Annotated in this window: 25 protein-coding genes, 1 tRNA gene and 2 pseudogenes; 21 read left to right on the top strand and 7 right to left on the bottom strand. The window is 58.9% G+C overall.

The features are described 5' to 3' along the window. Window positions 1-188 precede the first annotated feature (188 nt). Entirely contained in the window at window positions 189-1,622 is a 1,434-nt protein-coding gene (locus tag ORL50_RS11230; RefSeq protein WP_266014202.1) for a M48 family metalloprotease, read from the bottom strand. Window positions 1,623-1,720: 98 nt separating this feature from the next. Here ORL50_RS11230 and ORL50_RS11235 point away from each other — a divergent pair, with 98 nt between their 5' ends. Together ORL50_RS11235 and ORL50_RS11240 are read left to right on the top strand one after the other, a co-directional pair. Beyond that, window positions 1,721-1,960: a sulfurtransferase TusA family protein gene (locus tag ORL50_RS11235; RefSeq protein ID WP_020300476.1), complete on the top strand. Its 240-nt coding sequence runs from the start codon at window positions 1,721-1,723 to the stop codon at window positions 1,958-1,960. Window positions 1,961-1,991: 31 nt separating this feature from the next. Further along, window positions 1,992-3,062, top strand: coding sequence for an AI-2E family transporter (locus ORL50_RS11240; RefSeq protein ID WP_266014210.1), 1,071 nt, complete (start codon window positions 1,992-1,994; stop codon window positions 3,060-3,062). Between the two features lie 121 nt (window positions 3,063-3,183). Here the strand turns inward: ORL50_RS11240 and ORL50_RS11245 are convergent, their stop codons facing one another. Further along, window positions 3,184-3,657 carry a peroxiredoxin gene (locus ORL50_RS11245; RefSeq protein WP_266014213.1) on the bottom strand — a complete coding sequence of 158 codons (474 nt, stop codon included), beginning with the start codon at window positions 3,655-3,657 and terminating at the stop codon, window positions 3,184-3,186. Between the two features lie 11 nt (window positions 3,658-3,668). Then, window positions 3,669-4,229, bottom strand: a complete 561-nt coding sequence (locus ORL50_RS11250; RefSeq protein ID WP_266014216.1) for a glycine cleavage system transcriptional repressor — start codon at window positions 4,227-4,229, stop codon at window positions 3,669-3,671. A gap of 327 nt (window positions 4,230-4,556) precedes the next feature. Between ORL50_RS11250 and dapA the strand changes: the two genes are divergently transcribed. The 8 genes from dapA to ORL50_RS11290 all read left to right on the top strand — a co-directional run bounded on the left by dapA (window position 4,557) and on the right by ORL50_RS11290 (window position 10,084). After that, on the top strand, window positions 4,557-5,435 hold the full coding sequence (dapA, locus tag ORL50_RS11255) for a 4-hydroxy-tetrahydrodipicolinate synthase (protein WP_266014219.1): 879 nt from the start codon (window positions 4,557-4,559) through the stop codon (window positions 5,433-5,435). A gap of 17 nt (window positions 5,436-5,452) precedes the next feature. Next, window positions 5,453-6,568, top strand: coding sequence for an NlpB/DapX family lipoprotein (gene bamC / locus ORL50_RS11260; protein ID WP_266014222.1), 1,116 nt, complete (start codon window positions 5,453-5,455; stop codon window positions 6,566-6,568). 4 nt (window positions 6,569-6,572) lie between these two features. Continuing rightward, window positions 6,573-7,331: an MBL fold metallo-hydrolase gene (locus tag ORL50_RS11265; RefSeq protein WP_045058765.1), complete on the top strand. Its 759-nt coding sequence runs from the start codon at window positions 6,573-6,575 to the stop codon at window positions 7,329-7,331. A 28-nt stretch (window positions 7,332-7,359) separates the two neighbouring features. Beyond that, on the top strand, window positions 7,360-8,073 hold the full coding sequence (gene purC, locus ORL50_RS11270; RefSeq protein ID WP_008034929.1) for a phosphoribosylaminoimidazolesuccinocarboxamide synthase: 714 nt from the start codon (window positions 7,360-7,362) through the stop codon (window positions 8,071-8,073). A gap of 83 nt (window positions 8,074-8,156) precedes the next feature. Continuing rightward, window positions 8,157-8,246 (top strand) — tRNA-Ser (locus ORL50_RS11275). A 249-nt stretch (window positions 8,247-8,495) separates the two neighbouring features. Beyond that, window positions 8,496-9,002: a hypothetical protein gene (locus ORL50_RS11280; protein ID WP_266014241.1), complete on the top strand. Its 507-nt coding sequence runs from the start codon at window positions 8,496-8,498 to the stop codon at window positions 9,000-9,002. A gap of 57 nt (window positions 9,003-9,059) precedes the next feature. After that, a complete protein-coding gene (locus ORL50_RS11285; RefSeq protein WP_266014243.1) occupies window positions 9,060-9,470 on the top strand; it encodes a hypothetical protein in 411 nt (136 codons plus the stop codon). Window positions 9,471-9,475: 5 nt separating this feature from the next. Then, window positions 9,476-10,084, top strand: coding sequence for a hypothetical protein (locus tag ORL50_RS11290; protein ID WP_266014246.1), 609 nt, complete (start codon window positions 9,476-9,478; stop codon window positions 10,082-10,084). On the opposite strand, the gene ORL50_RS11295 is transcribed toward ORL50_RS11290, so the two are convergent. Continuing rightward, window positions 10,074-11,060, bottom strand: coding sequence for a tyrosine-type recombinase/integrase (locus ORL50_RS11295; RefSeq protein WP_266014249.1), 987 nt, complete (start codon window positions 11,058-11,060; stop codon window positions 10,074-10,076). The genes ORL50_RS11290 and ORL50_RS11295 overlap by 11 nt on opposite strands. Before the next feature lie 271 nt (window positions 11,061-11,331). Between ORL50_RS11295 and ORL50_RS11300 the strand changes: the two genes are divergently transcribed. After that, window positions 11,332-11,910 carry a hypothetical protein gene (locus ORL50_RS11300; RefSeq protein WP_266014252.1) on the top strand — a complete coding sequence of 193 codons (579 nt, stop codon included), beginning with the start codon at window positions 11,332-11,334 and terminating at the stop codon, window positions 11,908-11,910. Between the two features lie 257 nt (window positions 11,911-12,167). On the opposite strand, the pseudogene ORL50_RS11305 reads toward ORL50_RS11300, so the two are convergent. Next, window positions 12,168-12,302, bottom strand: a pseudogene (locus ORL50_RS11305) (DNA adenine methylase); the annotation flags it as partial. Here ORL50_RS11305 and ORL50_RS29080 point away from each other — a divergent pair. The 3 genes and pseudogenes from ORL50_RS29080 to ORL50_RS11315 all read left to right on the top strand — a co-directional run. Next, a pseudogene (locus ORL50_RS29080) lies at window positions 12,301-12,411 on the top strand (hypothetical protein); the annotation flags it as partial. The pseudogenes ORL50_RS11305 and ORL50_RS29080 sit on opposite strands and share 2 nt — an antisense overlap. Beyond that, window positions 12,411-13,139, top strand: coding sequence for a PP2C family protein-serine/threonine phosphatase (locus tag ORL50_RS11310; protein WP_266014255.1), 729 nt, complete (start codon window positions 12,411-12,413; stop codon window positions 13,137-13,139). The pseudogene ORL50_RS29080 and the gene ORL50_RS11310, both read left to right, overlap by 1 nt. Then, window positions 13,136-14,143, top strand: a complete 1,008-nt coding sequence (locus tag ORL50_RS11315; protein WP_266014258.1) for a serine/threonine-protein kinase — start codon at window positions 13,136-13,138, stop codon at window positions 14,141-14,143. Before ORL50_RS11310 ends, ORL50_RS11315 begins: the two co-directional genes overlap by 4 nt. Window positions 14,144-14,204: 61 nt before the next feature. Here ORL50_RS11315 and ORL50_RS11320 read toward each other — a convergent pair whose 3' ends face one another. Together ORL50_RS11320 and ORL50_RS11325 are read right to left on the bottom strand one after the other, a co-directional pair. Continuing rightward, complete coding sequence (locus ORL50_RS11320; protein ID WP_266014260.1) at window positions 14,205-14,792, bottom strand: cupin domain-containing protein; 588 nt, start codon at window positions 14,790-14,792, stop codon at window positions 14,205-14,207. Between the two features lie 49 nt (window positions 14,793-14,841). After that, entirely contained in the window at window positions 14,842-16,803 is a 1,962-nt protein-coding gene (locus tag ORL50_RS11325; RefSeq protein ID WP_266014263.1) for an oxidoreductase, read from the bottom strand. A gap of 318 nt (window positions 16,804-17,121) precedes the next feature. Here ORL50_RS11325 and ORL50_RS11330 point away from each other — a divergent pair, with 318 nt between their 5' ends. The 7 genes from ORL50_RS11330 to ORL50_RS11360 all read left to right on the top strand — a co-directional run bounded on the left by ORL50_RS11330 (window position 17,122) and on the right by ORL50_RS11360 (window position 26,452). Next, entirely contained in the window at window positions 17,122-17,769 is a 648-nt protein-coding gene (locus tag ORL50_RS11330; RefSeq protein ID WP_266014266.1) for a TetR family transcriptional regulator C-terminal domain-containing protein, read from the top strand. A 92-nt stretch (window positions 17,770-17,861) separates the two neighbouring features. Next, window positions 17,862-18,578: a response regulator gene (locus ORL50_RS11335; protein WP_266014269.1), complete on the top strand. Its 717-nt coding sequence runs from the start codon at window positions 17,862-17,864 to the stop codon at window positions 18,576-18,578. 32 nt (window positions 18,579-18,610) lie between these two features. Beyond that, window positions 18,611-19,357: a substrate-binding periplasmic protein gene (locus tag ORL50_RS11340; RefSeq protein ID WP_266014272.1), complete on the top strand. Its 747-nt coding sequence runs from the start codon at window positions 18,611-18,613 to the stop codon at window positions 19,355-19,357. Beyond that, window positions 19,354-21,606: an ATP-binding protein gene (locus ORL50_RS11345; protein WP_266014275.1), complete on the top strand. Its 2,253-nt coding sequence runs from the start codon at window positions 19,354-19,356 to the stop codon at window positions 21,604-21,606. Before ORL50_RS11340 ends, ORL50_RS11345 begins: the two co-directional genes overlap by 4 nt. A 208-nt stretch (window positions 21,607-21,814) precedes the next feature. Beyond that, window positions 21,815-23,227, top strand: coding sequence for an amino acid permease (locus tag ORL50_RS11350; protein ID WP_266014278.1), 1,413 nt, complete (start codon window positions 21,815-21,817; stop codon window positions 23,225-23,227). A gap of 1,227 nt (window positions 23,228-24,454) precedes the next feature. Continuing rightward, window positions 24,455-25,246: an enoyl-CoA hydratase/isomerase family protein gene (locus tag ORL50_RS11355; RefSeq protein ID WP_266014281.1), complete on the top strand. Its 792-nt coding sequence runs from the start codon at window positions 24,455-24,457 to the stop codon at window positions 25,244-25,246. A gap of 45 nt (window positions 25,247-25,291) precedes the next feature. Beyond that, the gene (locus tag ORL50_RS11360; protein ID WP_266014284.1) at window positions 25,292-26,452 is read left to right on the top strand and encodes an acyl-CoA dehydrogenase family protein; all 1,161 of its coding nucleotides are present in this window, start codon (window positions 25,292-25,294) and stop codon (window positions 26,450-26,452) included. The last annotated feature ends 5 nt before the right edge of the window (window positions 26,453-26,457 follow it).

Genomic DNA, 26,457 nt, shown 5'->3' on the forward strand with positions numbered 1-26,457 from the left:
CCGAGCTCCGCGAGGCTGCGTTCGATTTATGCCGCGACGGAAATCTTGCGGGTGCTGCGCCTTCTGTAGCAGCTGCCGAGCTCCGCGAGGCTGCGTTCGATTTGTGTTGCGACGGAAATCTTGCGGGTGCTGCGCCCCCGAACGCAGCCTCGCAGGCTCGACAGCTGCTACGGGCTGCTACGGGCTGCTTAGCCCATCATGTCCTTGACCATGCGTTCCTGCTCCATCAACTCACGCTGGCGCGCGTCGATTCGCGAAGACAGCGGGAAGTTGCTGCCGGCCTTGCGCTTGGCAAAGTCGAGCTGCTGGATGGCTTGACGATAATCGCCAACCAGCGCGAAGTACTCGGCTCGCGCCTGGTGCAGGCCAATGATGTTGCCCGACAGGCCGCGGGTTTCGGCCACCTGATACCAGACGTCCGGATCGTCCGGGCGCGATTTCAGCAAGCCTTCCAGGGCCTTCTCGGCATCGGCGGCACGGTTCTGTTTCAGCAGCAGGTCAACCCGCACCTGGTTCAGCGGGTAGTTGCCGGGATACTGCGTGAGCATCCGGTCAACCCGGGTCTGGGCATCCGCCAGGCGATTGTTGGTGATGTCCAGGTCCACTTGCGCGAGGTTGTAGATGATCTCGTTCGGCGACTTGGCCAGCAGCAGCTTGAGGTTCTCCCGCGCCTCGTTCAACTGACCACCCTTGATCTGGGCGATCGCCAGGCCATAGCGAGCCACGTCACTGTTGGGGTTTTCGTCAAGCTGGGCACGAAAGCGCTTGGCACCCAGGCCTGGGGTTTCTTCGTAGACCAATTGCACGCGGGCACGAATCAGCTGGTACCGCAGCGTGTCTTCGATGCCACCTTTTTTGGCTTGCTCGGCGCGGTTACGGGTATCGGCGATCCGTGATTCAGTCACCGGGTGAGTCAGGAGAAATTCCGGAGGCTTGGCATCGAAGCGGTACTGGCGCCCCAGTCGCTCGAACATGCTGGGCATCGAGCGTGGGTCGTAGCCGGCTTTTTCCAGATTGAGGATGCCGATGCGGTCGGCTTCCTGTTCGTTCTGGCGCGAAAAACGCCGCTGTTCCTGAATCGCCGCCGCTTGTGTACCGGCGATCGCAGCAATCCCCGCATCCCCCGCACCGGCTGCAGCGATGACGATGCCGGCCAGCAGCGCGGCCATCATTGGCACCTGCATGCGCTGTTGCGCTTCAACGCCACGGGCAAAATGGCGCTGCGATAAGTGAGCCAATTCGTGGGCGAGCACCGAGGCGTATTCGCCTTCGGTCTGGGCATTGAGGAACAGGCCGCCGTTGACCCCGACAATCCCCCCCGGCGCCGCAAAGGCGTTGAGTTGCGGGCTGTTGATGAGGATGAACTCCAGGCGTCGGTCATTTACCTGGCTGGTTTCCACCAGGCGATAAACGCTGGATTCGACGTAATCCTTGAGCTGTGGATCGTTGAGTTGCGAGACCTGGCTGCGCAGCAGGGCCAGCCAGGCGCGGCCGAGCTGGTATTCCTGTTGCGGTGAGACAATGGCTGAACTGGCGTCGCCGAGTGACGGCAGGTCGTCGGCGAAGCCCGGTGAGGCGAGCAGGCAAGCGAGCGTCAGCAGGGTAGGGCGCAGAAAGGTCATGCACAGAGCCTTAGTCGACAAAGACCTTACTGTAGCCGGACACTTGCCTTCGGACCAGATATTCTAAGCCACTCAACTGCCAGACCCGGAGTGATGCAATGACTGACGCTGTAGCCCATGATGCCGAGCTGGACGCCAGCGGCCTGAATTGCCCGTTGCCGCTGCTCAAGGCCAAGCTCGAACTCAATCGCCTGGCCAGCGGCGCAGTGCTCAAGGTAATCGCCACCGATGCGGGCTCGCAGCGCGACTTTCGCACCTTTGCCCGATTGGCTGGTCATACGCTGCTGCGCGAAGAAGACGAAGCAGGCGTGTACCGCTATTGGTTGAAAAAAGCCTGAATTGCGCAGGGCCTATTCCTAAGGATTTTTGATGTTCAAGGTGTTACGCGACTGGATTCAGCGCTATTTCTCCGACGAAGAAGCCGTGGTGCTGGCGGTGCTGCTGTTCCTGGCATTTACCGCGGTCCTGACCCTGGGCGGAATGCTCGCTCCGGTGCTGGCGGGCATGGTCCTGGCTTATCTGATGCAGGGCTTGGTGGTGACACTCGAACGCCTGCGAGTGCCCGGCGGCGCTGCAGTGGGCCTGGTGTTTGCGCTGTTCATGGGCGTGCTGCTGGTGTTTATCGTGGTCGTTGTGCCGTTACTGTGGCATCAATTCATCACCCTGTTCAACGAGCTGCCCGGCATGCTCGCCAAATGGCAGTCACTGCTGTTGCTGCTGCCGGAGCGCTACCCGCATCTGGTGTCGGACGAGCAGGTATTGCGGGCCATTGAAGTGGCTCGCGGTGAAATCGGTAATTTCGGCCAGTGGGCTCTGACCTTCTCGCTGTCGAGCCTGCCCCTGCTGGTGAACATCATGATCTACCTGGTCCTGGTGCCGATCCTGGTGTTCTTTTTCCTCAAGGACCGGGAGATGATCGGCGAATGGGTTCGCGGCTACCTGCCTCGGGAGCGGGCGCTGATCACTCGCGTCGCGCATGAAATGAACCGGCAGATTGCCAACTACATCCGCGGCAAGGTCATCGAAATCTTCATTTGCGGCGGTGCGACCTACATCGGCTTCGTGGTGCTGGGGCTCAACTACGCAGCGCTGCTGGCGTTACTGGTGGGCATCTCGGTGGTCGTGCCCTATGTCGGCGCTGTGGTGGTAACCGTGCCGGTATTGCTGATTGCGCTGTTCCAGTGGGGCTGGAGCGATCAGTTTATTTACCTGATGGCAGTCTACGGAATCATCCAGGTGCTGGACGGCAACGTGCTGGTACCGCTGCTGTTCTCGGAGGCGGTGAACCTGCATCCGGTGGCGATCATCTGCGCGGTGCTGTTGTTTGGCGGGTTGTGGGGCTTCTGGGGGGTGTTCTTTGCGATCCCCCTGGCGACGCTGTTCAAGGCCGTGCTGGATGCGTGGCCGCGCAAGGAGCCGGTGGTGGCGCCGTTGCTTTAAGAATCTTCGGTGGAGCTGATGGCCTCATCGCGAGCAGGCTCACTCCTACATTGGCCCTATGCACGAGCCTCTGTGGGAGCAAGGCTTGCCCGCGATGGCGCCGGAGCAGACGCCCGATGAATCAGGCTTTGTTGAGGGCCTGAGCCGCCGCCAACACCGCATCCACATGCCCCGGCACCTTCACCCCGCGCCACTCCTGGCGCAGCACCCCATCCTTATCGATCAGGAAAGTGCTGCGATCCACCCCCATGTACTCCTTGCCATACAGCTTCTTCAGCTTGATCACATCAAACAGCTGGCACAGCGCTTCTTCCTTGTCGCTGATCAGCTCGAAGTTGAAAGCCTGCTTGGCCTTGAAGTTCTCATGGGACTTGAGGCTGTCGCGGGACACGCCGAACACCTCGGTATTAGCCGCCTTGAACGCCTCGAGCTGATCGCGAAAGCCCTGGCCCTGGGTGGTGCAGCCCGGCGTGCTGTCCTTCGGGTAGAAGTAGATCACCACCTGCTTGCCCTTGAGACTCGCGAGGCTGACGGTCTGCCCGCTGGTGGCGGGCGCTTCGAAGTCGGCAACCGGTTGGTCGATGGCAACGGCCATGAATAGCTTCCTTACATTGGGTTCTGTGGGCGCCACGGTTCAATCAGGGCATCCAGGTTCAGCGCATCGGCAAAATCCAGGAACTGATCGCGCAGCCAGCTGATTTGCACTCCAGCGGGCAAGGTCACGGTAAACGTGGCATTGAGCATGGTGCCGCCGGTCTGAGGCGCCTGGTACGTATCGCAGGTCAGGTTCTCCAGTTCGACGTTGTGGTCCATGAAGAACTGGCACAGCTCGTTAATGATGTCCGAGCGATAGGCGGAACTGACATAGGCGACGTACGGCAGGGCCTGTGGTCGGTTCTCCAGGGCCGCGCTGCGCACTACGTTGACGGTGAAGGCGTGCTTCTTGGCCAGACCCGACAGGCTGCCTTCCAGGCGAGCCAGGGCGTCCCAGCTGCCGGAGATCTCGAGGATCAACGCACTGCACTCGCCATGACGGGTCAGGCGGGAAGTGACCACGGAGCAGCGATTATCATGGCTGGCGCGGCACAGGACGTTAGTCAGCTCCATAGGGTTGGCGCCAAGGGCACTGATGACAAGGAATTGTTCGCGAACTGTGGGGGTGGACATGCAGCATTCCTAAAGCGATGAGCGGTCGATACCTCAATGGGCTTTTTTAACCGGGAACGAGCCTGCGGATGCGAATTCAGAAAACCCGATGGCAGGTTGCGACGTGCTCTATTGAGGCAAGAGCGAAGGGTGGCAACGCTGGATCGGGGCTTGTGATGCCGAAAATGGAGGCTGGAACGCGGCGTACGAGCTTATCAGTACCGATCAAAGTCTGAAGGGTAGCGAAAAGCAGCGCCAAGGGGAATGGCAGCAGCGCAGTACTTCGCTTGTACAAGCATCTTGGCGCCAGTACCATTACCGCTCTCTTTTTCCGGCAGGAGCGGTTGCATGATTGCGGGCAGTATGGTGGCACTGGTCACACCCATGGATGCACAGGGTCGTCTCGACTGGGACAGCCTGAGCAAACTGGTGGACTTTCACCTGCAAAACGGCACCCACGCCATCGTGGCGGTCGGCACTACAGGTGAATCGGCCACCCTTGACGTGAACGAACACATCGAAGTGATTCGTTTCGTGGTGAAGCAGGTTGCAGGACGCATTCCGGTGATCGCCGGAACGGGCGCCAACTCGACGCGCGAAGCCATCGAGCTGACCACCAACGCGAAGACCGCTGGTGCCGACGCCTGCCTGCTGGTGACGCCGTACTACAACAAGCCGACCCAGGAAGGCCTGTACCAGCACTTCAAGGCCATCGCCGAAGCTGTCGACATCCCGCAGATCCTCTACAACGTGCCTGGCCGCACCGCTTGCGACATGCAGGCCGACACCGTGATTCGCCTGTCGACCGTGAAGAACATCATCGGCATCAAGGAAGCCACCGGCGACCTGTCTCGTGCCAAGGCCATCCTCGATGGCGTCAGCGCCGACTTCCTTGTGATCTCGGGTGATGATCCGACCGCCGTCGAGCTGATCCTGATGGGCGGCAAGGGCAACATCTCGGTGACCGCCAACGTCGCCCCGCGCGCCATGGCCGATCTGTGCAATGCCGCTCTGAAAGGCGATGCCGTCACCGCGCGCGCCATTCACGAAACGCTGATGCCACTCAATAAAACCCTGTTCATCGAATCCAACCCTATTCCCGTGAAATGGGCGCTACATGAAATGGGCTTGATGCCGGACGGTATCCGTCTGCCGCTCACCTGGCTCAGCACTGCCTGTCACGAACCGCTGCGGCAGGCCATGCGCCAGTCCGGCGTCCTGGTTTAATTGAGGAAGTACTACGCATGAAGCGATTGGCCGGACTTTCCGCACTAGCCGTGATCATCTCCAGCACCAGTGGCTGTGGATGGGTCTGGGGCCCGGAAGGTTATTTCCGTGACCGTGGTAGCGATTACCTGGAAGCGCAACAGACTGCACCGATGCAATTGCCACCGGATGTCACTACCGCCAAGCGCCTTGACCCGTTGCTGCCGATCCCGCGCAACGTGGCCGATGACTCCGTCAAGGGCGAGTACGTGGTTCCCCGTCCGCAACCGCTGACCGCAGCGGCTGATGCCAGCGCCTACTCGCTGCAGAAGAGCGGTGACACCCGCTGGATCGTCGCGCAGAACCCACCGGCCGAAGCTTGGCCAGTGGCCGTGCAGTTCTTCCAGGACAACGGCTTCCGCCTGGACGAGCAGCGCCCGCAAACCGGCGAATTCACCACCACCTGGCAGCATCCCGACGAACTGTCCGCCGCCATGGCCAAGCGCCTGAGCGCCGCCGGTGTCGGTGCCGACAGCGAAACCCGCGTGCGGGTGCGTATCGAGCCAGGCGTGCAGCGCAATACCAGTGAAATCTACGTGGTCAGCGCCGAGCGTCCTGCCGGCAGCACTGCCGACGTCGAATTCACCAACCGTTCGGTCAACACCGGCCTGGACGCGGCACTGGTCGACGACATGCTTGCAAGCATGAGCCGTATCTCCGAGAAAGGCGGTTCGGTATCCATGCTGGCTTCGCGTGATTTTGATACGCCAAGCCGTGTGAGCCTGAGCGAAGACGGCAGCGGCAACCCGGTCCTGAACATCGGCAACGACCTGGATCGTGCCTGGTCGAGCGTCGGTCGTGCGCTGGAGCAGGGCGAATGGCGAGTGGAAGACATCAACCGCAGCCTGGGCCTGTACTACATCAACCTCGCCGAAAAGGCCGAGAAGAAAGACGACAAGCCTGGTTTCTTCAGCAGCCTGTTCGGCAGCGCGCCGAACAAGGAAGAAGTTGAAGCCCGCGCCGAGCGTTATCAGGTTCGCCTGAGCAAGGTGGGTGAAAACGTCCAGGTCACCGTCGAGAAGAACATCAACACCGTGGCGCCAGCTGATGTGGCGCGCAAAGTGTTGAGCGTGATTCAGGACAACCTGGGCTGATCTCATGCGTTTTGCCGTTCTCGGCAGCGGTAGCCAAGGGAACGGCACGCTGATAGCCAGCGCTGATACGTATGTGCTGGTGGATTGTGGTTTTTCCCTGCGGGAAACCGAAAAACGCCTGTTGCGCCTCGGGGTAAACCCGGCGCAGCTGAGCGCGATACTCGTGACCCACGAACATGCCGACCACGTGCATGGCGTGGGTTTGCTGTCTCGGCGCTACAATCTGCCTGTCTACCTCAGTCGCGGCACCCTGCGCGGGATGCGCAAACCGATTGAGCCGGCCGGCCTCCTGGCGGGCGGCGAGCAACTGCAGATCGGCGCACTGAGCATCGGCGTCATTGCCGTGGCCCATGATGCACAGGAACCGACGCAGTACGTATTCAGCGATGGTGAGCGACGCTTCGGCCTGCTGACCGACCTGGGTTCGTATTGCAACAGGGTGCTGGATGGCTACAAGGACCTCGATGCGTTGATGATCGAGTCCAACCATTGCCGTGACATGCTGGCTCGCGGTCACTACCCGTACTTTCTCAAGCAGCGGGTTGGCGGGGAGCTGGGACATTTGAACAACCACCAGGCGGCATTCCTGGTGTCCGAGTTGGGCTGGCAAGGCCTGCAACACCTGGTCCTGGCCCATCTGAGCAGCAAGAACAACCTGCCGCAGCTGGCCCGGCAATGTTTTGTCGACACCCTCGGGTGCGACCCGGACTGGCTGCAACTGGCCGATCAAGATTCAGGGCTCGACTGGCGACACATCGCCTAGCCCACCTACTTAGCAAGCGGAGCCCATCATGGAAAAACGTGAAGAACTCTACCGCGGCAAAGCCAAATCGGTTTTCAAGACCGACGACGCTGACCGCTTGATCCTGCTGTTTCGCAACGACACTTCGGCGTTCGACGGCAAGCGCATCGAACAGCTCGACCGCAAGGGCATGGTGAACAACAAGTTCAACGCCTTCATCATGCAGAAACTCGAAGCCGCCGGCGTGCCGACCCAGTTCGACAAGCTGCTGGGCGACAACGAGTGCCTGGTGAAGAAGCTCGACATGATCCCGGTCGAGTGCGTCGTGCGTAACTACGCCGCCGGCAGCCTGGTCAAGCGCCTGGGCGTCGAAGAGGGCATGAAGCTCAACCCTTACACCTTCGAACTGTTCCTGAAGGACGACGCCAAGGGCGACCCGTTCATCAACGAATCGCATGTCGTCGCTTTTGGCTGGGGCACCGCCGAGCAACTGGTACGCATGAAGGAACTGTCGCTCAAGGTCAACGAAGTCCTGAGCAAACTGTTCGACGACGCCGGCCTGCTGCTGGTCGACTTCAAACTCGAATTCGGCGTATTCAGCGACGGCTCCATCGTCCTGGGCGACGAATTCAGCCCCGACGGCTGCCGCCTTTGGGACAAGGCCACTGGCAAGAAAATGGACAAGGACCGCTTCCGCCAAGGCCTCGGTGACGTCATCGAAGCCTACGAAGAAGTCGCCAACCGTCTGGGCGTACCGCTTTAATCGACGCAAGCATCTGATACCACAGAAATATTTCGCTTAGGGGCTTCGCATCCGGCGAAAGTGTTGTTATGATGCGCGCCGTTGGAGAGATGCCAGAGTGGCCGAATGGGACGGATTCGAAATCCGTTGTACCTTCACCGGTACCTAGGGTTCGAATCCCTATCTCTCCGCCATTATTGAGTAAGACTAAGCCCCTGTAATCGTTAGAGATTACAGGGGCTTTTTCGTTTCAGATGATTGAGTTAGGGCATTTTTAGGGCAAAAAACATCTTCGGCTGGACCGGTGGCGTCCCTTTGCTCTTTTACGATCGTAGGCAATCTCTGCTCATTCAGCAGAGTCTCAGTGACAAAAATTCACTGGGGCGCTAGAGTTAGCCATCAAATGGCTACCAAGAGCTTCAACGCTCATTTAGAGGGATCTAATGTCTAACCGCCAATACCCGGTTGAAATGGCGAATCTCGTTTGCAAATTTGGGGATCAAAACCTTCTTGATTATTTTGAAGAAATTGTGCTGCCGTCCTTTTATAATCCTGAGCTCACAAGGATTTATGGAACGACGCAATTTTTCTTTGAAAACGTAGAATTAGTCACAGTCGATGGGCGGGTTTTACTTGTTGGTCGATTTATTAAGGACATGGTTTTAGAGCGAGAGCAGATTTATACTAAATCGGGATTGGTAGAAGATCATGAGGAAATGCAATCTTCACCTTCTTGTATTTTTGTTTTAGTTCTTGATATTCATCGGCTTATCTTTCTTAAAGAAACAAAATTCGCTCCAACGCTGGATAATTTCAAGTCGACACTTGAGAGTTTCTTGAAGCGTAGCCATAAAGCCTTTATTGATACTACGTATGATGAGCTTAAAGAGAGTGGCGAGAAAGTAACGAAAAAGCAGTTGATGCTTGATAATTTTCCTCCTACTTTGTAGTTGATTCCGTTAACTTCAGCACAAAGTATCGACTCTTTTGTTCGGCAGTATGAGGTTTTGAGTTCGGTTACATATAAGTTTTCTGATCGAAATGACGAACATGATAATGAAGGTTTTTTCGAGGCTGTGCAACGTCAGAAGGATGAAGTTAATAGTAAGACAACAACAATTCGTCACTCAAACTCTGAAGGGTTGGATAAAGATAGTGTGATCGAGGAAGTACAGGCTGCCACTGTTCAGGGAAATCAGACAGTGACGCTTGTGGGTAAAGATAGTTCGGGTACGGAATTGCGCGGTGACAATGAGCATTTTCAGCTTAAGAGTTATGTTGAGTTAACAACGAACTCGCCTTCGCAAGCAGCACCGACTTTGTTTCAAAAATTTATTCAGTTGGTAGGCGATGGTATGATTCAAGTTGCAGCTCCAACCCGAGCAGCGATTGCCAAACTCACTCCTTATCGTAGGTGAACCAGGTGAACGATGATTTGTCGCCCAAGGCGTTGATGGATGAAAAGAGCTTGTGGGCGATTTACGTCAAAGCGAGAAGGATTCCCTTTAGTTCATTTAATTTTTGGATGACGTTAATCGTTTTTATTTTGGTGGTGCTTCAATACTGCATGTTGGAAATCTCATTGGATGAGAAGCTTAAGATTGTGCGGGAATTTAGCACCATGGCTTTGGGGGTAGTGGTTTCTGTCTTAGGTTTTATTTTGGCTGGTTTTACCATCTTTGCAACGATTAGTCAGCCCGATATGCTAGTGGCAATGTCTAAGCATAGGCATGACAAATCGCAGTTGTCTTTTTTGAAAAACAATTTTTTTATTTTTATGCGTGTATTTATTTATTACTTGGTTTATACGGTTTTCTGTTTGTTGGTGATTTTGTTCGCAATCAAAGGAGGGCTGGTGCATAAGATAGTACAGCTCTCCCCAATATCATGGAAAATTACAGAGTGGTTGGTCGGTGTGGCATACGTTACTCTTTATACGGGGATGTTCTTCTTGTTGATGCAATTAAAATCCTTTATTTATAATGTCTACCATACCGTCATGACTGCGATTCGCTGGAAAGCTATTCAGTAAGATCACGTTGATTGGCATCGATCGTTGTTCGAAAGCCCATTTGCTCGGATACGAAAGCGGCCATGCTTTTTGTGTCCCTTGGTATCCATCGTCCATAATGTTTCCTCACCATTGTTGTATCACTATGTCCTAATTGGCGTGCGACCCACTCCACTGGTACGTAGCTTGAAAGGGCTTGGCTCGCAAAGGTGTGGCGACATTGATTGGCGCCTCGGTGGCGGACTTGTGCCTTTTTCAGATGGGCGGTGAACCACTTGCTCACAGTCTTGCCACTCCACAGCAGGCCGCTGGTGGAGCTGTGGAAAAGAAACCTCACCTTCATCTTCTTTGATGTGATGTTGTCGCGCTGGATAACGGTGATCTCTACTGCAGTAGCCTCCTTGGCTGCAGTAACAATCTCTCGCATCAGCTCGAGAGCGGGGTATATCAGCTCTACAACTCGCACCCTGGAGCGTTCTTTAGGCACTTTGAATTCGCCGACGACCAATGCCCGCCGAACGTGTACCAAACCAGCATCAAGATCGATGTCTTCAACGGCGAGCCCGATAAGCTCGGATAAGGACAGCCCGGCCCAGCAATTGAACTCGATCATCCTCGTATCCGCGCGTCGGTCGGGGTCTGCTTTGCTGATGGAATCGATCTCGGCGCGGCTGAACGGATCGGCGTGCTCCAGATCCACGTCCGATCCGACATTGCTGATCCTGTCGAGTGCATTAGCTTTCAGGATTCCGTCGCCGAAGGCGTCAGCCCAGACCCCTCGAACAACGGTGAATATATCGTTAACAGTCTTTGGGGCGAGACCTTGCTTTAGCAGCTGTGCCTGAAACAACTCGATATCACTTTTACTGATGTCGACGATTCGACGTTTTCCAAACTTGTTATCAACGTGAGCAGACTTACTCACATAGTTGATCACCGTGCTCGATGCTTTGAGTGCGCGCTGTACTTCCAGCCATCGATCAATTCCTTCCTTCACGGTGCGCTTGCGGTAGAAGAAGCCCGATCTCAATCATCGATGGGCCGACGATGCTTTAGAACAGCATCATGGAAAACGAAAAAGCCCCGTAACTTCTCAGCTACGGGGCTTTTTCTATGTAATGGCGGAGAGATAGGGATTCGCACCCCTTCAAGTCTTCCCCCTGTCCGCTCTAGGCCTTAAAAAATGGCGTTTTATGGATCTGGCTGAGGCATGCTGCGGCCTATAGCGGCCCTGAATTTGCCCTAAATCTGCCCTAAGGTGGTGAGACATGAATCAAGATGAAACTCTCAAAGTGATGACTGCAAGCCGATTAGACGCGACGGTCCATTGCGTCGATTTTGCGTTCCGCTCCTTGAGAGCCGCTGAAATTCAGGTGCGAAGAATCTGGAACCGGGAAATGCCGCCTAGCCAGGGTATTGAAGCTAAGAAGAAGTATTACCAAGACATCTTGGTTGACATCCACTTCTACTTTATCTCGCTGAGGAACGTGTATCGGTACTTGGCCAAGTCAGTGGACGACCCTGCTTTTGAAGCTTTTCGCCCCGAGCTGGCTGAGTTAGAGGATCGTTGGTTTTCGCACTATGCCAAGGGACGTGAAGCATTTGAACACATCGATCAGCGCTTGCCCGGTCAGAAGCATGAAAATCGGATTGTAGAAATCGTTGATGACAATGGCGGCCGGAGAAAGATCCACTACGCCTTTTGGCCAAATAAAGGGCTGTTCGCCCATTCCGATGGAGAGTGGGATATCACGCCAGCCACATTTGATCGGATCAGCGCGGACGTGAAATCGCTGTTGTCTCGCATGGTAGAAAGCTGCGTAGATCCAGATCTACCTCATCCCTAGTGATCAATGTGATTGGGAGTTGAAATGGGGCATCCTTCTTCGTCATTAGCCCCACGTTTTACGGTGGGGTTTTTGGTGTACTTGAGCGTTCCTATCCGTCGGTGTATACCCGCTCCACGACTTTCAAGTCCTCCAGCCTGCCTTCGATTAAATGTCTGTTTCTGGTTTTCTCGGGCTCAGAATGAATAGAAACAGATACCAATGCTGCCCAAAAGCTTACGCCACCCCGCCACAGACACGACTATAAGCCAAGTGCGTCAGAACAGTCGGCCCAAAACTGCAGGCTCCCAGTTCATGATCACCAGTTCTCCACTGACATCGGCCTTCCCCTGCCGCTGATTCGTTGTGCTGTAACGGATGTCTACTGTCTCCAAATGAAAGCCTTCGAACAAGGCTGACGTCGGAGGCCTGCGCGCTAACTACTTACTAACCAGCCAGCGCACGCCAAACCCCTTCGACATGGGTGTGCTGCGCACCTTCCGTATGCCGGTGCAGCTTTGATGCTGGAGGCCGGCCCCTGGCGCAGCGCCGCGCGCACCGATGCCGGCAAGGTTCGGGCGCGCAACGAAGATGCTTTCCTGGACGCTCCAGAGCGGGGGTTGTGGGTGGTCGCAGATGGTATGGGCGGTCACCAGGGTGGAGATATCGCCAGCCAGCTGATCGTCGCCAGCCTGGCGGAATTGCCGGTGCAGGATGATTTTGACGAGCGAGTCAAAAGCATCCGCCAGTGCCTGCACTGGCTCAACCGCCGCTTGGGCATGGAGTTGACTGTCACTACCGAGCGCCTCGACAGCATCATGGGCAGCACCGTGGTTGCGTTGCTGGTGGAAGGCAATCGTGCATCCTGCATCTGGGCGGGGGATAGCCGCTGCTACCTGTGGCGTGGTCAGCGGTTGTATCAGCTTTCCAAGGACCACTCACTGCAACAACAACTGCTCGACGAACAACAAATGAGCATCGAGCAGGCCATGGCCCATCCTGCCGCAAATGCCCTGACCCGCGCTGTCGGGGCAGCCGAGCAATTGACCCTGGATGTGCTGGAACTTGAGGTCTATCCCGGCGATGCGTTTTTGCTCTGCAGCGATGGTTTATATCAAGGGCTCACCAGCGATGCACTTGGCAACGCCTTGAGTCTGACCGCGCCGCAGGTTGCACTGGAGCGTTTGTTTGACAGCGCACTGCGTGGCTCGGCCCGGGACAACCTGACAGCTGTTGTGATCCGCCAATGACTGAGCTCATGCGACCGACCGAGGACGTGCTGGGGAGCGAGGAGCAGGGCGGTAACCTGACCTACTTTGCGTTCGCCAAGTCGTACAAGGCTGAGGCCGCAGTGATGCCCATCAAGGCCAGCATGGGTGAAATGCCTGACGTGCTGGCAGGCCGCTACCGTATCGAAAGATTGCTAGGTGCCGGTGGCATGGGCGCGGTTTACCGTGCACGGGACTTGCTGCGCGAACAGTTCGGCGATCCTGACCCTTACGTCGCGCTGAAAGTTCTTGGTGAAGAGTTTGCCGAGTCGCCGGACGCCAGCGCGTTGCTCTACAACGAGTTCGCCCTGACCCGACGCCTGCGTCACGACAACGTGCTGCGTTTTTACACCTTTGGAGTGGACGCCCATCACCAGCGTGCCTTTATTACCATGGAGCTTATGCGTGGGTTGACCCTGGACGCCTTACTCTGCGAGCGGCCCCAGGGTCTGCCATGGGAGGAGTTGCGCGATATCGCGCTGTCGTTGCTCGACGCACTGGCCTACGCCCATGCCCGAGGCGTGTTGCATGGTGATATAAAACCGAGCAACGTGATGCTCAGCGAAGATGGCGTGCGTTTGTTTGACTTCGGCCTTGGCCAGGCAGAGGAAGGCGTCCTGCCCGGTCTGCCGCATCTGAGCCGCGAACGTTTCAACGGCTGGACTCCGGGCTACGCCGCGCCAGAATTGCTCGAGGGCCAAGCGCTGTCGGCCAGTGCCGATTTGTACAGCGTAGCTTGTGTGATTTATGAGCTGTCGGAAGGCAAGCCTCCATTTCGCCGCATTTCCTCGAACCAAGCGCGCAATGAGCATTTGAAGAGCGAGCTGCAAGCCCCTAAGAACTTACCTAAACATTGCTGGCCAGCCCTGCGAACGGCACTGGCTTTCGACCTGAAGGATCGAACGATCACTGCCAGACAACTGCGTGATGCTTTCACCCTCACACCACCTGGGCTGCAACGCTTGATGCATTGGCGTAACGGATGACTACCGATCAGGAAGCAAACGCGATGTTCAACAGGTCTGAAAATATGTATTGAACACCCCATCAAAACGTAGGCGGCGTAACCACCCAAATCACCACCGCATCCACCTCTCCAGGATTGCCATACCGATGTGGCTCCTGACTCGAGAAGCTGAAACTGTCCCCCTCGCTCAGCAGAAAATGCCGCTCGCCAACCCACAGCTCAAAACTCCCCGACAACAAATACCCGGCTTCTTCCCCCTCATGGCTGTAACTCTGCTGGCTATAAGTGCCAGGCGGAAACCGTGAGTGCAGCATCTCCAGTTGTCGGTTCGGCTGTGGGGTGAGCAGTTGGTCGACGATGCCATCTTCGTAATGCACGCTCATCCGAGTGTTTTTGCGTACCACTACGCCCAGGTCTTCGGGGGCGGTGGCGGCCTCGCTGGCGAAGAACCACTGGATGGTGACGCCCAGGCTGCGGGCGATGTTGAAGAGGGCGGGGATGGAGGGGTAGGCGAGGTTGCGTTCGAGCTGGCTGATGTAGCCCGCCGTCAGTTCGCTCATCTGCGCCAGTTCCGCCAGGGTCATGCCCCGGCGTTTGCGCAGGCCGCGGATTCGGGTGCCGAGGAAGTGCGGCTCTGCTGCGGCGCTGTCCTTGCTGGTGTTGCTCATGCGTGCTCCAGGCCGGGGTTTGGGTGAAAACCCCGGAGTATAAACAGGCTCAAAGGGCCCAGGCGACTTTCAGACCTTCGTAGATTGCCTCCTCGGCAGTGCGCGGCGCCAGGCAGTCGCCGATGCGCCGGAATTCCACCAGGCCTTGCAGTTCGGCGCCGAGGGTGTCGACCGGTTGATGGCCCTGGCACAACACCAGCGTGTCGATATTTTCCAGCAACATCGGTTCGCCGCTGGCGGTGTGTTGCAGGTAGACGGTGTTGTCATCGCAGCCGTAGAGCCGGGCGTACGGGGTGATTGGGATACCGAGTTTGTGCAATTCGCCGGCCAGTTGGTCGCGTACGTACAGCGGCAGGTTTTCACCGCAGTGAGTGCCGTTGACCGCGAGTTGCACCTGATGCCCGGCGCGCACCAGGCGTTCGGCGATGCCGGGACCGATCCAGTCGCAACGCCAGTCGACCACGACTACGGAGCGACCGATGGAGACTTCATCGCGCAGCACTTGCCAGGCGTCCACCACCTGCAATTCGCCGCCGCGTTCGAAGTTCGGCCAATAGGGTTCGGCTCCGGTGGCGATGATCACCAGATCGGGGCGCTCGCGCTCGACCAGGGCGCGGTCGACACGGGTGTTGCGCACGACACGCACACCTGCCAGTTCCATCTCCCGTTGCAGGTTGGTGCTGGCGCCGCCGAACTCGCTGCGTCGCGGTAACAGCTGTGCCAGCAGCACTTGGCCGCCGAGTTGCGCGGCGGCTTCGTAGAGAGTCACCTCATGGCCGCGTTGGGCGGCGACCGCAGCGGCTTTCATCCCGGCCGGGCCACCGCCGGCAATCATGATGCGCTTGCGTTGGCCGGCCGGTTGGCTGTGGCCGAAGATCAACTCGCGCCCGGTTTCCGGGTGCTGGATGCAGGAGATCGGCAAGCCTTTGTGGAAGTGGCCGATGCACGCCTGATTGCAGGCGATGCAGGCGCGCACATCTTCGACATGACCGCTGTCGGTTTTGTTGGGCATTTGCGGGTCGCAGATCAGCGCGCGGGTCATGCCGCACACGTCGGCCTGACCCCGGGCCAGTATCAGTTCGGCTTCCTGGGGCTGGTTGATGCGCCCGGTGACGAACAGCGGGATCGCCAGCCCGGCCTTGAAGGTGCCGGCTTCCCTGGCCAGGTAGGCCGCCTCGATGGCCATCGGCGGCACAATATGCACGGCGCCGCCAAGGGATGCAGAAGTACCGGCGACGATGTGCACGTAGTCCAGGCTGGCTTGCAACGACTGCACGGCGAGCAGCGATTCGTCCTCGGTCAGGCCCTCTGGATCGCGCTCGTCGGCGGAAATGCGCAGGCCGATAATGAAGTGCTCATCGGTACTGGCGCGCACAGCCGCGAGGATTTCCCGCAAGAAACGCAAGCGCTGCTGCAGCTCGCCGTTATAGCCATCGGTACGACGGTTGACTCGCGGATTGATGAACTGCGCCGGCAGATAGCCGTGACTGGCGACCACTTCAACTCCATCGATCCCGGCCTGGAACAGGCGCCGGGCCGCTGCTGCGTAACCGGCGACAATCTCGTCGATCATCGCTTGATCCAGCGCCCGGGGCATCACCCGAAACCGCTCATTGGGCACCGCTGAAGCCGAATAGGCGACCGCCAGCAGGCCATCGCTGGATTCCATGATTTCCCGCCCCGGATGAAAAATCTGCGACAGCACCACGGTGCCGTGGGCATGGCAGGTTTGCGCGAGTTTACGGTAGCCCTCGATGCAGGCGTCGTCGGTGGCCATCAACACGTGCGAGGTGTAACGCGCGCTGTCGTGCACGCCGGCCACTTGCAGCACGATCAGCCCGGCGCCGCCCTCAGCTCGCGCCTTGTGGTACGCGATCAATTGAGCGTTGACCAGATTGTCGGTGGGCATCGAGGTGTCGTGCCCGCTGGACATGATGCGGTTTTTCAGCCGCTTGCCGCGCAGCTGCAAGGGTTCGAAGAGGTGCGCAAAGGCGTGGGAGGTTGTGCTCATGGGGGATTACTCCAGGCGGCCTGAAGCCGAAAGGGCCGGTTTTTGGCGTTATTATTTCGCCATAAGAATTTACCTGTAGTAAAAAATCAATGGTTTTATTTACTGTTCGTTGAGCGAGGAAGAGTGCAATAACGTCATTGCAGGTCGATTTGCCGACTTGATCGCCGTCGACGTTGGCGCGATTGTTCCTTCCCGATGCATTCCCCGAGATGTAAAAGCGATCGGCATCTGGAGTCGGCGAGGGTAGTTGCTGTACAGTCGTTCAGCTCACGAACGGCTCGTACAGGGCTCAACCCTCGCCTCCAGGAAGGTCGTGCAATGACTCAGGAAGTCCGATTCTCCAGAATGGCGCCGGAACTGCGCAAAACCAATCTCATCGAGGCCACGCTCGTGTGCCTGCAGCGCCATGGTTTCCAGGGCGCGTCGATTCGCAAGATTTCCGCCGAGGCCGGTGTTTCGGTCGGGCTGATCAGCCATCACTATTCCGGCAAGGACGAACTGGTCGCCGAAGCCTATTTGGCGGTGACCGGTCGGGTCATGACGCTGCTGCGTGCGGCCATGGAACAGGCGGCACCGAATGCCCGGGAACGGCTGTCGGCGTTTTTTCGCGGCTCGTTTTCTGCCGAATTGCTCGACCCGCAGCTGCTCGATGCCTGGCTGGCATTCTGGGGCGCGGTGAAGACGGCGGAGGCGATCAACCTCGCGCACGAACATTCCTACGGCGAGTACCGCGCCATCCTGCGCAAGGTGCTGAACGAGCTGGCAGAAGAAGAGGGCTGGGAGCATTTCGATTCCGACTTGGCGGCCATCAGCCTGAGCGCCTTGCTCGACGGCTTGTGGCTGGAATCGGGTCTCAACCCTGGCACCTTCACCCCGGAACAGGGCATGCAGATCTGCGAAGCCTGGGTCGATGGGCTGCAGGCCGGCGGTCGGCAACGATTCACTTTGCAGACGACGGGCTGTTGATCGATCGTTCAGCAATAGCTACTCTCTGCCGTCAGTGATAGACCAAACTCTAATAAGAAACACGCCTTCGGGCATACGCGGGACACCTAGCGATGACTCCTCGGGTATTGATCGTCGACGACGATCCGTTGATTCGCGAACTGCTGCAGGCCTACCTGTCCCAGGAAGGTTACGAAGTGCATTGCGCCGCCACGGCGGAGCTTGCCGAAACTTTCCTGGCGACCCAGAGCGTCGACTTGGTGATGCTCGATATCCGCCTTCCGGGCAAGGATGGCCTGACCCTGACCCGGGAGCTGCGGGTGCGTTCGGAGGTCGGGATCATTCTGATCACCGGGCGCAACGATGAAATCGATCGCATCGTAGGCCTCGAGTGCGGCGCCGATGACTATGTGATCAAGCCCCTTAATCCGCGGGAACTGGTGTCCCGGGCGAAGAATCTGATTCGCCGGGTGCGCCATGCTCATACGCCGCATCCAGTCGCCGCCGTCGCTCGCCCGGTCAAGCAATTCGCCGCCTGGGCTTTGGACACTGACCGCAGGCGCCTGATCGACCATAGCGGTGGCGAAACCCTGCTGACCCATGGCGAGTACCAGTTGCTCAGCGTGTTCCTGCGCAACAGCGGGCATACCTTGAGCCGGGATCAGTTGATGGACCAGATCCGCAACCGCGAGTGGGTGCCCAACGATCGCTCCATTGATGTGTTGGTGGGACGCTTGCGGCGCAAGCTGCACGACGACCCCGCCGAGCCTGAACTGATCATCACCATCCACGGTGCCGGTTACCTGTTCACCGCCAGCGTGGCGGCCTGAGCGGCGTGTGGCGCGGGTTCTGGCTGCTGTTGATGCTGGCATCCACCGGGGCGACCGCTGCAGAGAAAATTCGCTATTGCGACTATCCGGTGTACCCGCCGATCTCCTGGAGCGATGGCAAGCAGGTGCGCGGCCTCGCGCCCAGCGTGGTGAAAAAACTGTTCGGGCAACTGGGCTACGAAGTCGAGATAGTCGAGCTGGATAACTGGAATCGCTGCGTACTCGACGCCGTTGAGGGGCGGGTGGACCTGGTGCTGGCCTACCGCACTGCAGCGCGCGAGCAGAGCCTGGTGTTTTCGACGGTGCCGGTGTTGCGCGAGGAGGTCGCGGTGTTCATCAACCGCCAGCATCCGGTAGCAATCGATCGGCTCGAAGACCTGGCGCGCTACCGCGGAGGTTTTCTGTTCGGGGAGAGTTACGGCGAGACGTTTGACCGCTTTATCAACCAGCACCAGAACATCGAAAAGGTCTCCGATAGCCGACAGAATTTCGGCAAGCTGATACGTGGGCGCATCGACTTCATCGTTTCCGAGCGGCGCACTGGGCAAATGCAGGTCGATACCCTGCCGGGCACCCAGGACATCGTCGCCCTGGCCGAATCCTTTGGTGTGGATTACCTGCGAGTCGCGGTGTCGCGGCGCTCTCCCGTGGCGAGGCGGATGGCAGACATCGATGCGCAGTTGCGGCGCATGGTCGATTCAGGCGAGGTCGAGCGCTTGCTCCACGAGAGTGAAGTCACCTACCGCGACACACTCAGCCAGCCGCCGGATCGACCATGATGGGTGCCCGTCCCGGAGGCCTGTTGCGGCGCCTGCTGCTGTATATCCTGTTCTTCAGCCTGTGTTTCACAGTGCTGGCGAGCAGCGTTCAGCTGTACTTTGAGTATCGCCGCGAGATGCGCGAAATCGATTCGCGCATGGAGCTGATTCGCGCAGGTTACCTGGCCAGTCTGGAGCGCAGTTTGTGGGACCTCAACCAGGATCAGCTCAACGTGCAATTGCGCGGCCTGGTGGACTTTTCCGACGTGGCGCGAGTGCGCCTGCGCAGTCCCGATTTCGACCTGCTGCAAGGCACTGCCGAGCCGATCGGGCCGCTGCGTATCGAGCGCTTTGCCCTGGATTACCAGCCGCCGTCGGGCGCTGTACGGCACTTGGGCGAACTGGAAGTCACCACCGACCTGGGAGCGGTGCACGAGCGCCTGTTCACGACCGGGCTGACCAGCCTGCTGTGGATGAGTGTGTTCCTGTGCGGCCTGGCGGTGGTGCTGTCGGGGTTGTTTTATCGCCTGGTTACGCGTCACCTGCAAGTCATGGCCGAGTTCGCCCGGCGCATCGCCGCAGGCGATTCCCACGAGCCGCTGCGCCTGGACAAGCATCGGCGTGCGGACGCAGACGAAATCGATACCGTGGCCCATGCACTGGATGACATGCGCCGGGCCATTCTCAGTGATATCGACCGCCGCGAAAGTGATCGCCGGGCGTTGCAGGATAACCGTGACGAACTGCTGCGAATGGTCGAGCGCCGCACCGCCAGCCTGATGCGCGCCAAGGATGAAGCAGAGGCGGCCAACCTTGCCAAGTCACGTTTTCTCGCCACCATGAGCCACGAATTGCGCACCCCGCTCAATGGCATCCTCGGCATGGCCGAATTGCTGCGCGAGGCACCGCTGGACGAGCTCGGCGGCAAGCGCCTGGATGCGCTGTACAAAGCCGGGGAAGGCTTGTTGTCGATCCTCAATGAAGTGCTGTATTTCGCCCGGCTGGAGGAGGGCGTGAGCCACCCGGAAGCGGTGGACTTCTCCCTGCGGCAATTGCTGGATGAAGTGCTGACGCTGCTCGAACCGCGCGCGCAAAGCAACGACACGATCCTGCAATGTTCCATCGATCCGCGAGTAGCGGAGCGGCAGCATGGCGCCGAACAATTCCTGCGCCAGGTCCTGAGCAATCTGCTGGCCAACGCGATCAAATTCACCGAGGGCGGGTGGGTCAAGGTTGAGGTTGAGCTGTTGCCTGGTGGCCAAGGGCAGCGGCTGCGGGTCAGCGTTACCGACAACGGCATTGGCATCGCACTGGCGATGCAGCAGAAGATTTTCGAGCGCTTCACCCAGGCCAGCGAAGAGGTGGCGCAGCGCTTCGGCGGCACCGGGCTGGGGCTGGCGATCAGCAAGCATCTGGTGGAGCAGTTGGGCGGGTGTATTGGCGTGCACAGTGAAGTCGGGCGCGGCAGTTGTTTCTGGTTCGAGCTCGCGCTGGCACCGGCGACCGGTGTGCAGGCTGTCGCTGCGAGCAGTGTCGCAGGCCAGGCTTTGCGCATTCTGGTGGTCGAGGATGTGGCGCTTAACCGCGAGGTGGTCGAGGGGCTACTGCTGCGCGATGGGCACCAGGTATGGCTTGCCGAGGACGCCGAGCAGGCGTTGATTGAATGTGCCGCGCAAGCCTTCGATTTGATCCTGCTCGACGTGCACTTGCCGGGCATCAGCGGAGTCGAACTGTGCAAACGGCTGCGCGCCACCCCTGGGCCGAATCGCCACAGCCGCCTCTTCGCCTTGACCGCCAGCGTGCAACCGGCCCTGGTTCGCGGTTACCTGGATGCCGGCATGGACGGCATCCTCGCCAAACCCCTGAAGCTCGACAACCTGCGCCAGGCGCTGGCTGCCCAGGCTCCCGAGCCCCGCGCGCAAGTGGCGGACGAAGCCATGGACTGGCCGCTACTGGACACTCACCGGACCTTGCTCGGCGAACAGAAACTCCTCGGTTTGTTGAAGGTGCTGCGCGATTCGATCGAACAGCATAGCCAGGCCCTGGCCGAGGCCATCACTGCCGACGATTGCACGGAGGTCGCGCACTTGGCCCACCGCCTGGCCGGCAGCAGCGATTCGTTGGGGTTTCGTGCATTGGCCAATGTCCTGCGAGCGTTGGAGGAAGCCGCAATGAACCATGACGAGGCGGGCCTGCGAGGGTTGGCGCCGCAGGTGCACGAGCAATTGCAGAGTTCGCGGCAGACCCTGGCGCAGCTGTTACAGGCCTGACGTACAAGTTTGTTACGACTTTTTACATCTTTGATCCTCACGTACAACTCGAACTTACATGCCTTTCCAATAATCGACGTAACCGCCGCAGCGCGGTCTTCGAAGCTTATTGGAGATAATAATAATGAACCGCCGTAAAGCTGATCCTTCCTCGCGCCATGACGTCCTGTCAGCCGCCGCGCATCGCGCCGTCTACTGAGGTGCCGACATGAGCGAATCAATCGACCGCCAGGGCATCCACCTGACCCGCGCACTGAAAAGCCGCCACATCTTCATGTTGTCCCTGGGCGGCGTGATCGGCACCGGCCTGTTCATGGGGTCGGGCGTCACCATCAACCAGGGCGGTCCGGTGGGGGCGATCCTGGCCTACCTGGTTGCCGGCTTCCTGATGTACCTGGTGATGGTCTGCCTGGGGGAGTTGTCCGTGCAGATGCCAGTGTCCGGCTCGTTCCAGACCCACGCCACCAAGTTCATCGGCCCGGCGACCGGCTTCATGATCGGCTGGGTCTACTGGATGAGCTGGGCCACCACCGTTGGGCTGGAGTTCACCGCCGCCGGCATGTTGATGGAACGCTGGTTTCCGACGGTGCCGATCTGGTACTGGTCGGCACTGTTCGTCGCAGTACTGTTCGGCCTGAACGCCCTGGCGACCCGCGCGTTCGGCGAAGCCGAGTACTGGTTCTCCGGGATCAAGGTGGCGGCGATTCTGGGGTTCATCGTGGTCGGTGTGCTGGTGATCTTCGGCGCGATCCCGCTGAGCAGCGGCGAGCCGGCGCCGATGATGACCAACCTGATCGGCGACTCGCTCTTCCCCAATGGTCTGTCGGCGGTGTTCGCGGTGATGATGACCGTGGTCTATGCGTTCCAGGGTTGCGAAATCATGGGCGTGGCGGCCGGCGAGACTGATCAGCCGGAGAAAAGCATCCCCCGCGCAGTGCGCAACGTGGTGTTCCGGGTGTTGATTTTCTACGTGCTGGCGATCGTGGTGCTCTCGGCGATTGTGCCGTGGCAGCAGGCCGGGCTGATGGAAAGCCCGTTTGTGCAGGTGTTCGATATGGTCGGCATTCCGTACGCGGCCGACCTGATGAACTTCGTGATCCTGACGGCGATTCTGTCGGTCGGCAACTCCGGCCTGTACGCTTCGACGCGTATTTTGTGGGCGATGTCCAAGACCGGCATGGCACCCAAAAGCCTCTCGCCATTGAGCAAGCGTGGCGTGCCGTTGCGGGCGCTGAGTATCACGTTGTGCTTTGCGCTGGTGTCGCTGATGACTAGCTTCGTTGCCGCCGATACGTTGTTTATGGTGCTGATGGCGGTGAGCGGCATGTCGGGTACGGTGACCTGGATTGTCATTGCCCTGGCGCAGTACAAGTTCCGCAAGGCGTATCTACGTGACGGGGGCAAACTTAGCGACCTGAAATACAAGGCACCCTGGTTCCCGCTGATTCCACTGACGTGCATTGTGTTGTGCTGTTCGTTGTTTGTGTTCCTGGCATTGGATGAGACGCAACGGCCTTCGCTGTATTGGGGGTTTGGTTTTATTGCGTTGTGCTATAGCGCTTACTTTCTGATTTATCGCAAGCGCCAGGGGGTATTGGCGCCGAGCTTGCCGTCTGCTTGATTGATTGGTCTGGACGATAAACGCGACGGGGTGACTGTCGCGTTTTTTTGTTTTTGAGGGTGGGGCATATCCGGTTTTGTGGTTACGGCTTCTAACGGTTTCGCGCGGCCCCTGATTTCCCTGTAGGAGCTGTCGAGTGAAACGAGGCTGCGATCTTGCTGTGTACATATCCATTCTTGCTTTAACGGCTGCTAATGGTTCCGCTCTTACAGCGGGTTACTTGGAAAAGCGCCAAGTAACCAAGCGCCTCTTGCCCCACCACTCGGCACCTCGCCTAGGCTCGGTGTGCCCGAACGCAGGCATTGCTCCGCGGGTCGCTGCGATGGGCCGTCCCTGGCCCAGCGCAGCTAAACCGGCATCCTTGCCGGTTTACCCGCTACGCAATACCTGCGTTCGGCCATCGTGGTTAACGGGCGTCCGCGATCAACAACCGGGCCGAGGCGGCCTGAAAGCCGACCTGACGGCTAGCTCGACCCAGCATCAGCGGCGGATGGCAGAGCTTCGAATGGCACACCCTGTGGGAGCAAAGCTTGCTCGCGATGACGGATTATCCTTCAACAATCATGGTGACTGGAGCACCGCTATCGCGAGCAAGCTTTGCTCCCACAGTTGCCATCTCCCACAGTTGCCATCTCCCACAGTTGCCATGTCCATCAGGTTCTCATTTCAAATTCAGGTAAAGCGCACGGCCAAACCAGCGCAGCGCGCCGGCTTGAAGCCTTGGTCGGCCCGCAGGCCGCCACGGCCCGGTTGTTGATCACGGACGCCCCATTAACCACGCTGGCCGAACGCAGGCATTACGCAGCGGGTAAACCGGCAAGGATGCCGGTTTAGCCGCGCTGGGCCAGGGATGGCCCATCGCGGCGACCCGCTGCGTAATGCCGGAGTGAGGGCACACCGAGCCTAGGCGAGGTGCCAAGTGGTGGGGCAAGAGCGCTTTGGTTACTTTCGCGCTCTTTCGAAAGTGACCCGCCGTAAGGGCGGAACCATTAGCAGCCGTGAAGAAAAAACGGATATACACACCCAAACCCCCATGTACCCAGTTGTTCGAAGTTGTAACAGACCCAACCCAACCAAACCAAAAAACACAAAAAAACCAATAAAAAACAAACGCATACAATCAAATAGTCACAGTTACACCGCCAATTGCCGCCTTACTGAACACTCGTTTAGTATGGCCTCAAGTCGTCCCCCCTCATTCCAATCAAAAATAATCCAGGCCCCGCAATGACTACTCAACCTTCACTGCTCAGCCAGGTCGAAGCAGGCGTTGCCTGGATCACCCTCAACCGCACGGCTCAGCGCAACGCCCTCGACATCCCAACCCTGAAAAACCTGCACGCACTGCTCGAGCAGTTCAACACCGACCCCGCCGTCCGCGTCGTCGTGCTCACCGGCAGCGGCCGCAGTTTCTGCGCGGGCGCCGACCTCGCTGAGTGGGCCGAAGCCGAAGCCCGGGGCGATCTGGAAACCTACGGCTGGACCGAAACCGCCCACGCCCTGATGGGCCGTCTGTACAGCCTGGAAAAACCCACCATCGCCGCCATCAACGGCACTGCAGTCGGCGCGGGCATGGACCTCACCCTGTGCTGCGACCTGCGCATTGCCGCGCAATCGGCGCGGTTCAAGGCCGGCTACACCAGCATGGCGTACTCCCCGGACGCCGGGGCCAGCTGGCACCTGCCACGGCTGATCGGCACTGAACAGGCCAAGCGCCTGCTGTTCCTCGACGAGTTGTGGGGCGCCGACCGGGCCCTGGCAACCGGGCTGGTGGGCGAAGTGTGTGCCGATGAGCAATTGCTCGAGACAGCGGGCGAGCTCGCCGCGCGGCTGGCCAACGGCCCGACATTCGCTTTCGCCCAGACCAAAAAACTCATGCGCGAAGGCGCCCAGCGCGATCTGCCGCAGCAACTGCACGCCGAACTGGCCGCCGGCCTGTTGTGCGGCCGCAGCGAAGACGGCGCGGAAGCCTTGCGCGCCTCCGTGGAAAAACGCCCGGCGCGCTTCGTCGGCAAATAAGCCAGCACCGCCCCCATAACCCGTGAACGAACAACAGGTAACACCATGAATTTCCAACTGACCCAAGAACAAGAAATGTTGGTGGAAGCGGTACGCAGCTTTGTCGCCAAAGAATTGCTGCCCCACGAAGAAGCGGTCGACCGGGCGGATGAAGTCTCCCCGGAGCTGGCGGCAGAGATTCGCGGCAAAGCCATTGCCGCCGGTTTTTATGCCTTCAACATGCCCGAAGAAGTCGGCGGAGGCGGGCTGGATTACCTGTCCCAGGCGTTGATCGAGCGTGAGCTGTCGAAGGTCTCATGGGCGCTGCATGTGTTCGTCGCACGGCCGTCGAAGATCCTCATGGCCTGCACGGGCAGCCAGATCGGCGACTACCTGTTGCCGTGCATCCAGGGCGAGAAGATCGACTGCTTCGCCCTCACCGAACCCGGTGCCGGTTCCGATGCCAATGCGATCAAGACCCGCGCTGTGCGCGACGGTGATGACTTCGTTCTGAACGGCAGCAAACACTTCATCAGCCACGCCGGCCACGCCGATTTCGCCATCGTGTTTGCGGTCACCGACACCTACGAACATAACGGTCGCAAGCGCAACGCCGTGACCTCGTTCCTGGTGGATCGCGACACCCCGGGCATGACCATTCGCCGCGGTCCCAAGTGCGTGAGCAACCGCGGTTACCACACCTTCGAAATGTTCTTCGACGATTGCCGGGTGCCGGCCAACAAAGTGCTCGGCGAAGTTGGCAAGGGTTGGGAAGTGGCCAACGCCTGGCTGACCGCGGGCCGCGTCATGGTCGCTGCCAACTGCGTCGGGCAGGCTCAGCGGGCACTCGACGTATCGCTGCAATGGGCGGCGGACCGCAAGCAGTTCGGCCAGCCGATCGGTACCTATCAGGGTATCTCGTTCAAGCTCGCCGACATGGCCACGCAGATCCGCGCGGCTGAACTGCTGACCTTGCACACCGCGTGGAAAATGGACCAGGGCACCATGACCGATGGCGAGGCCGGCATGGCCAAGCTGTTCGCCAGCGAAGTGTTGGGTCGCACAGCCGATGAGGCGGTACAAATCTTCGGCGGCATGGGCCTGATGGACGAAGGACCAGTGGAACGCATCTGGCGTAACGCACGGATCGAGCGCATCTGGGAAGGCACCTCGGAAATCCAGCGGCACATCATTTCCCGTGAACTGCTGCGGCCGCTGCTGCGCTGATCGCC

Origin of the sequence: Pseudomonas sp. RIT-562, assembly GCF_026241895.1 — a bacterium.
Taxonomy (GTDB): Bacteria; Pseudomonadota; Gammaproteobacteria; order Pseudomonadales; family Pseudomonadaceae; genus Aquipseudomonas; species Aquipseudomonas mandelii_F.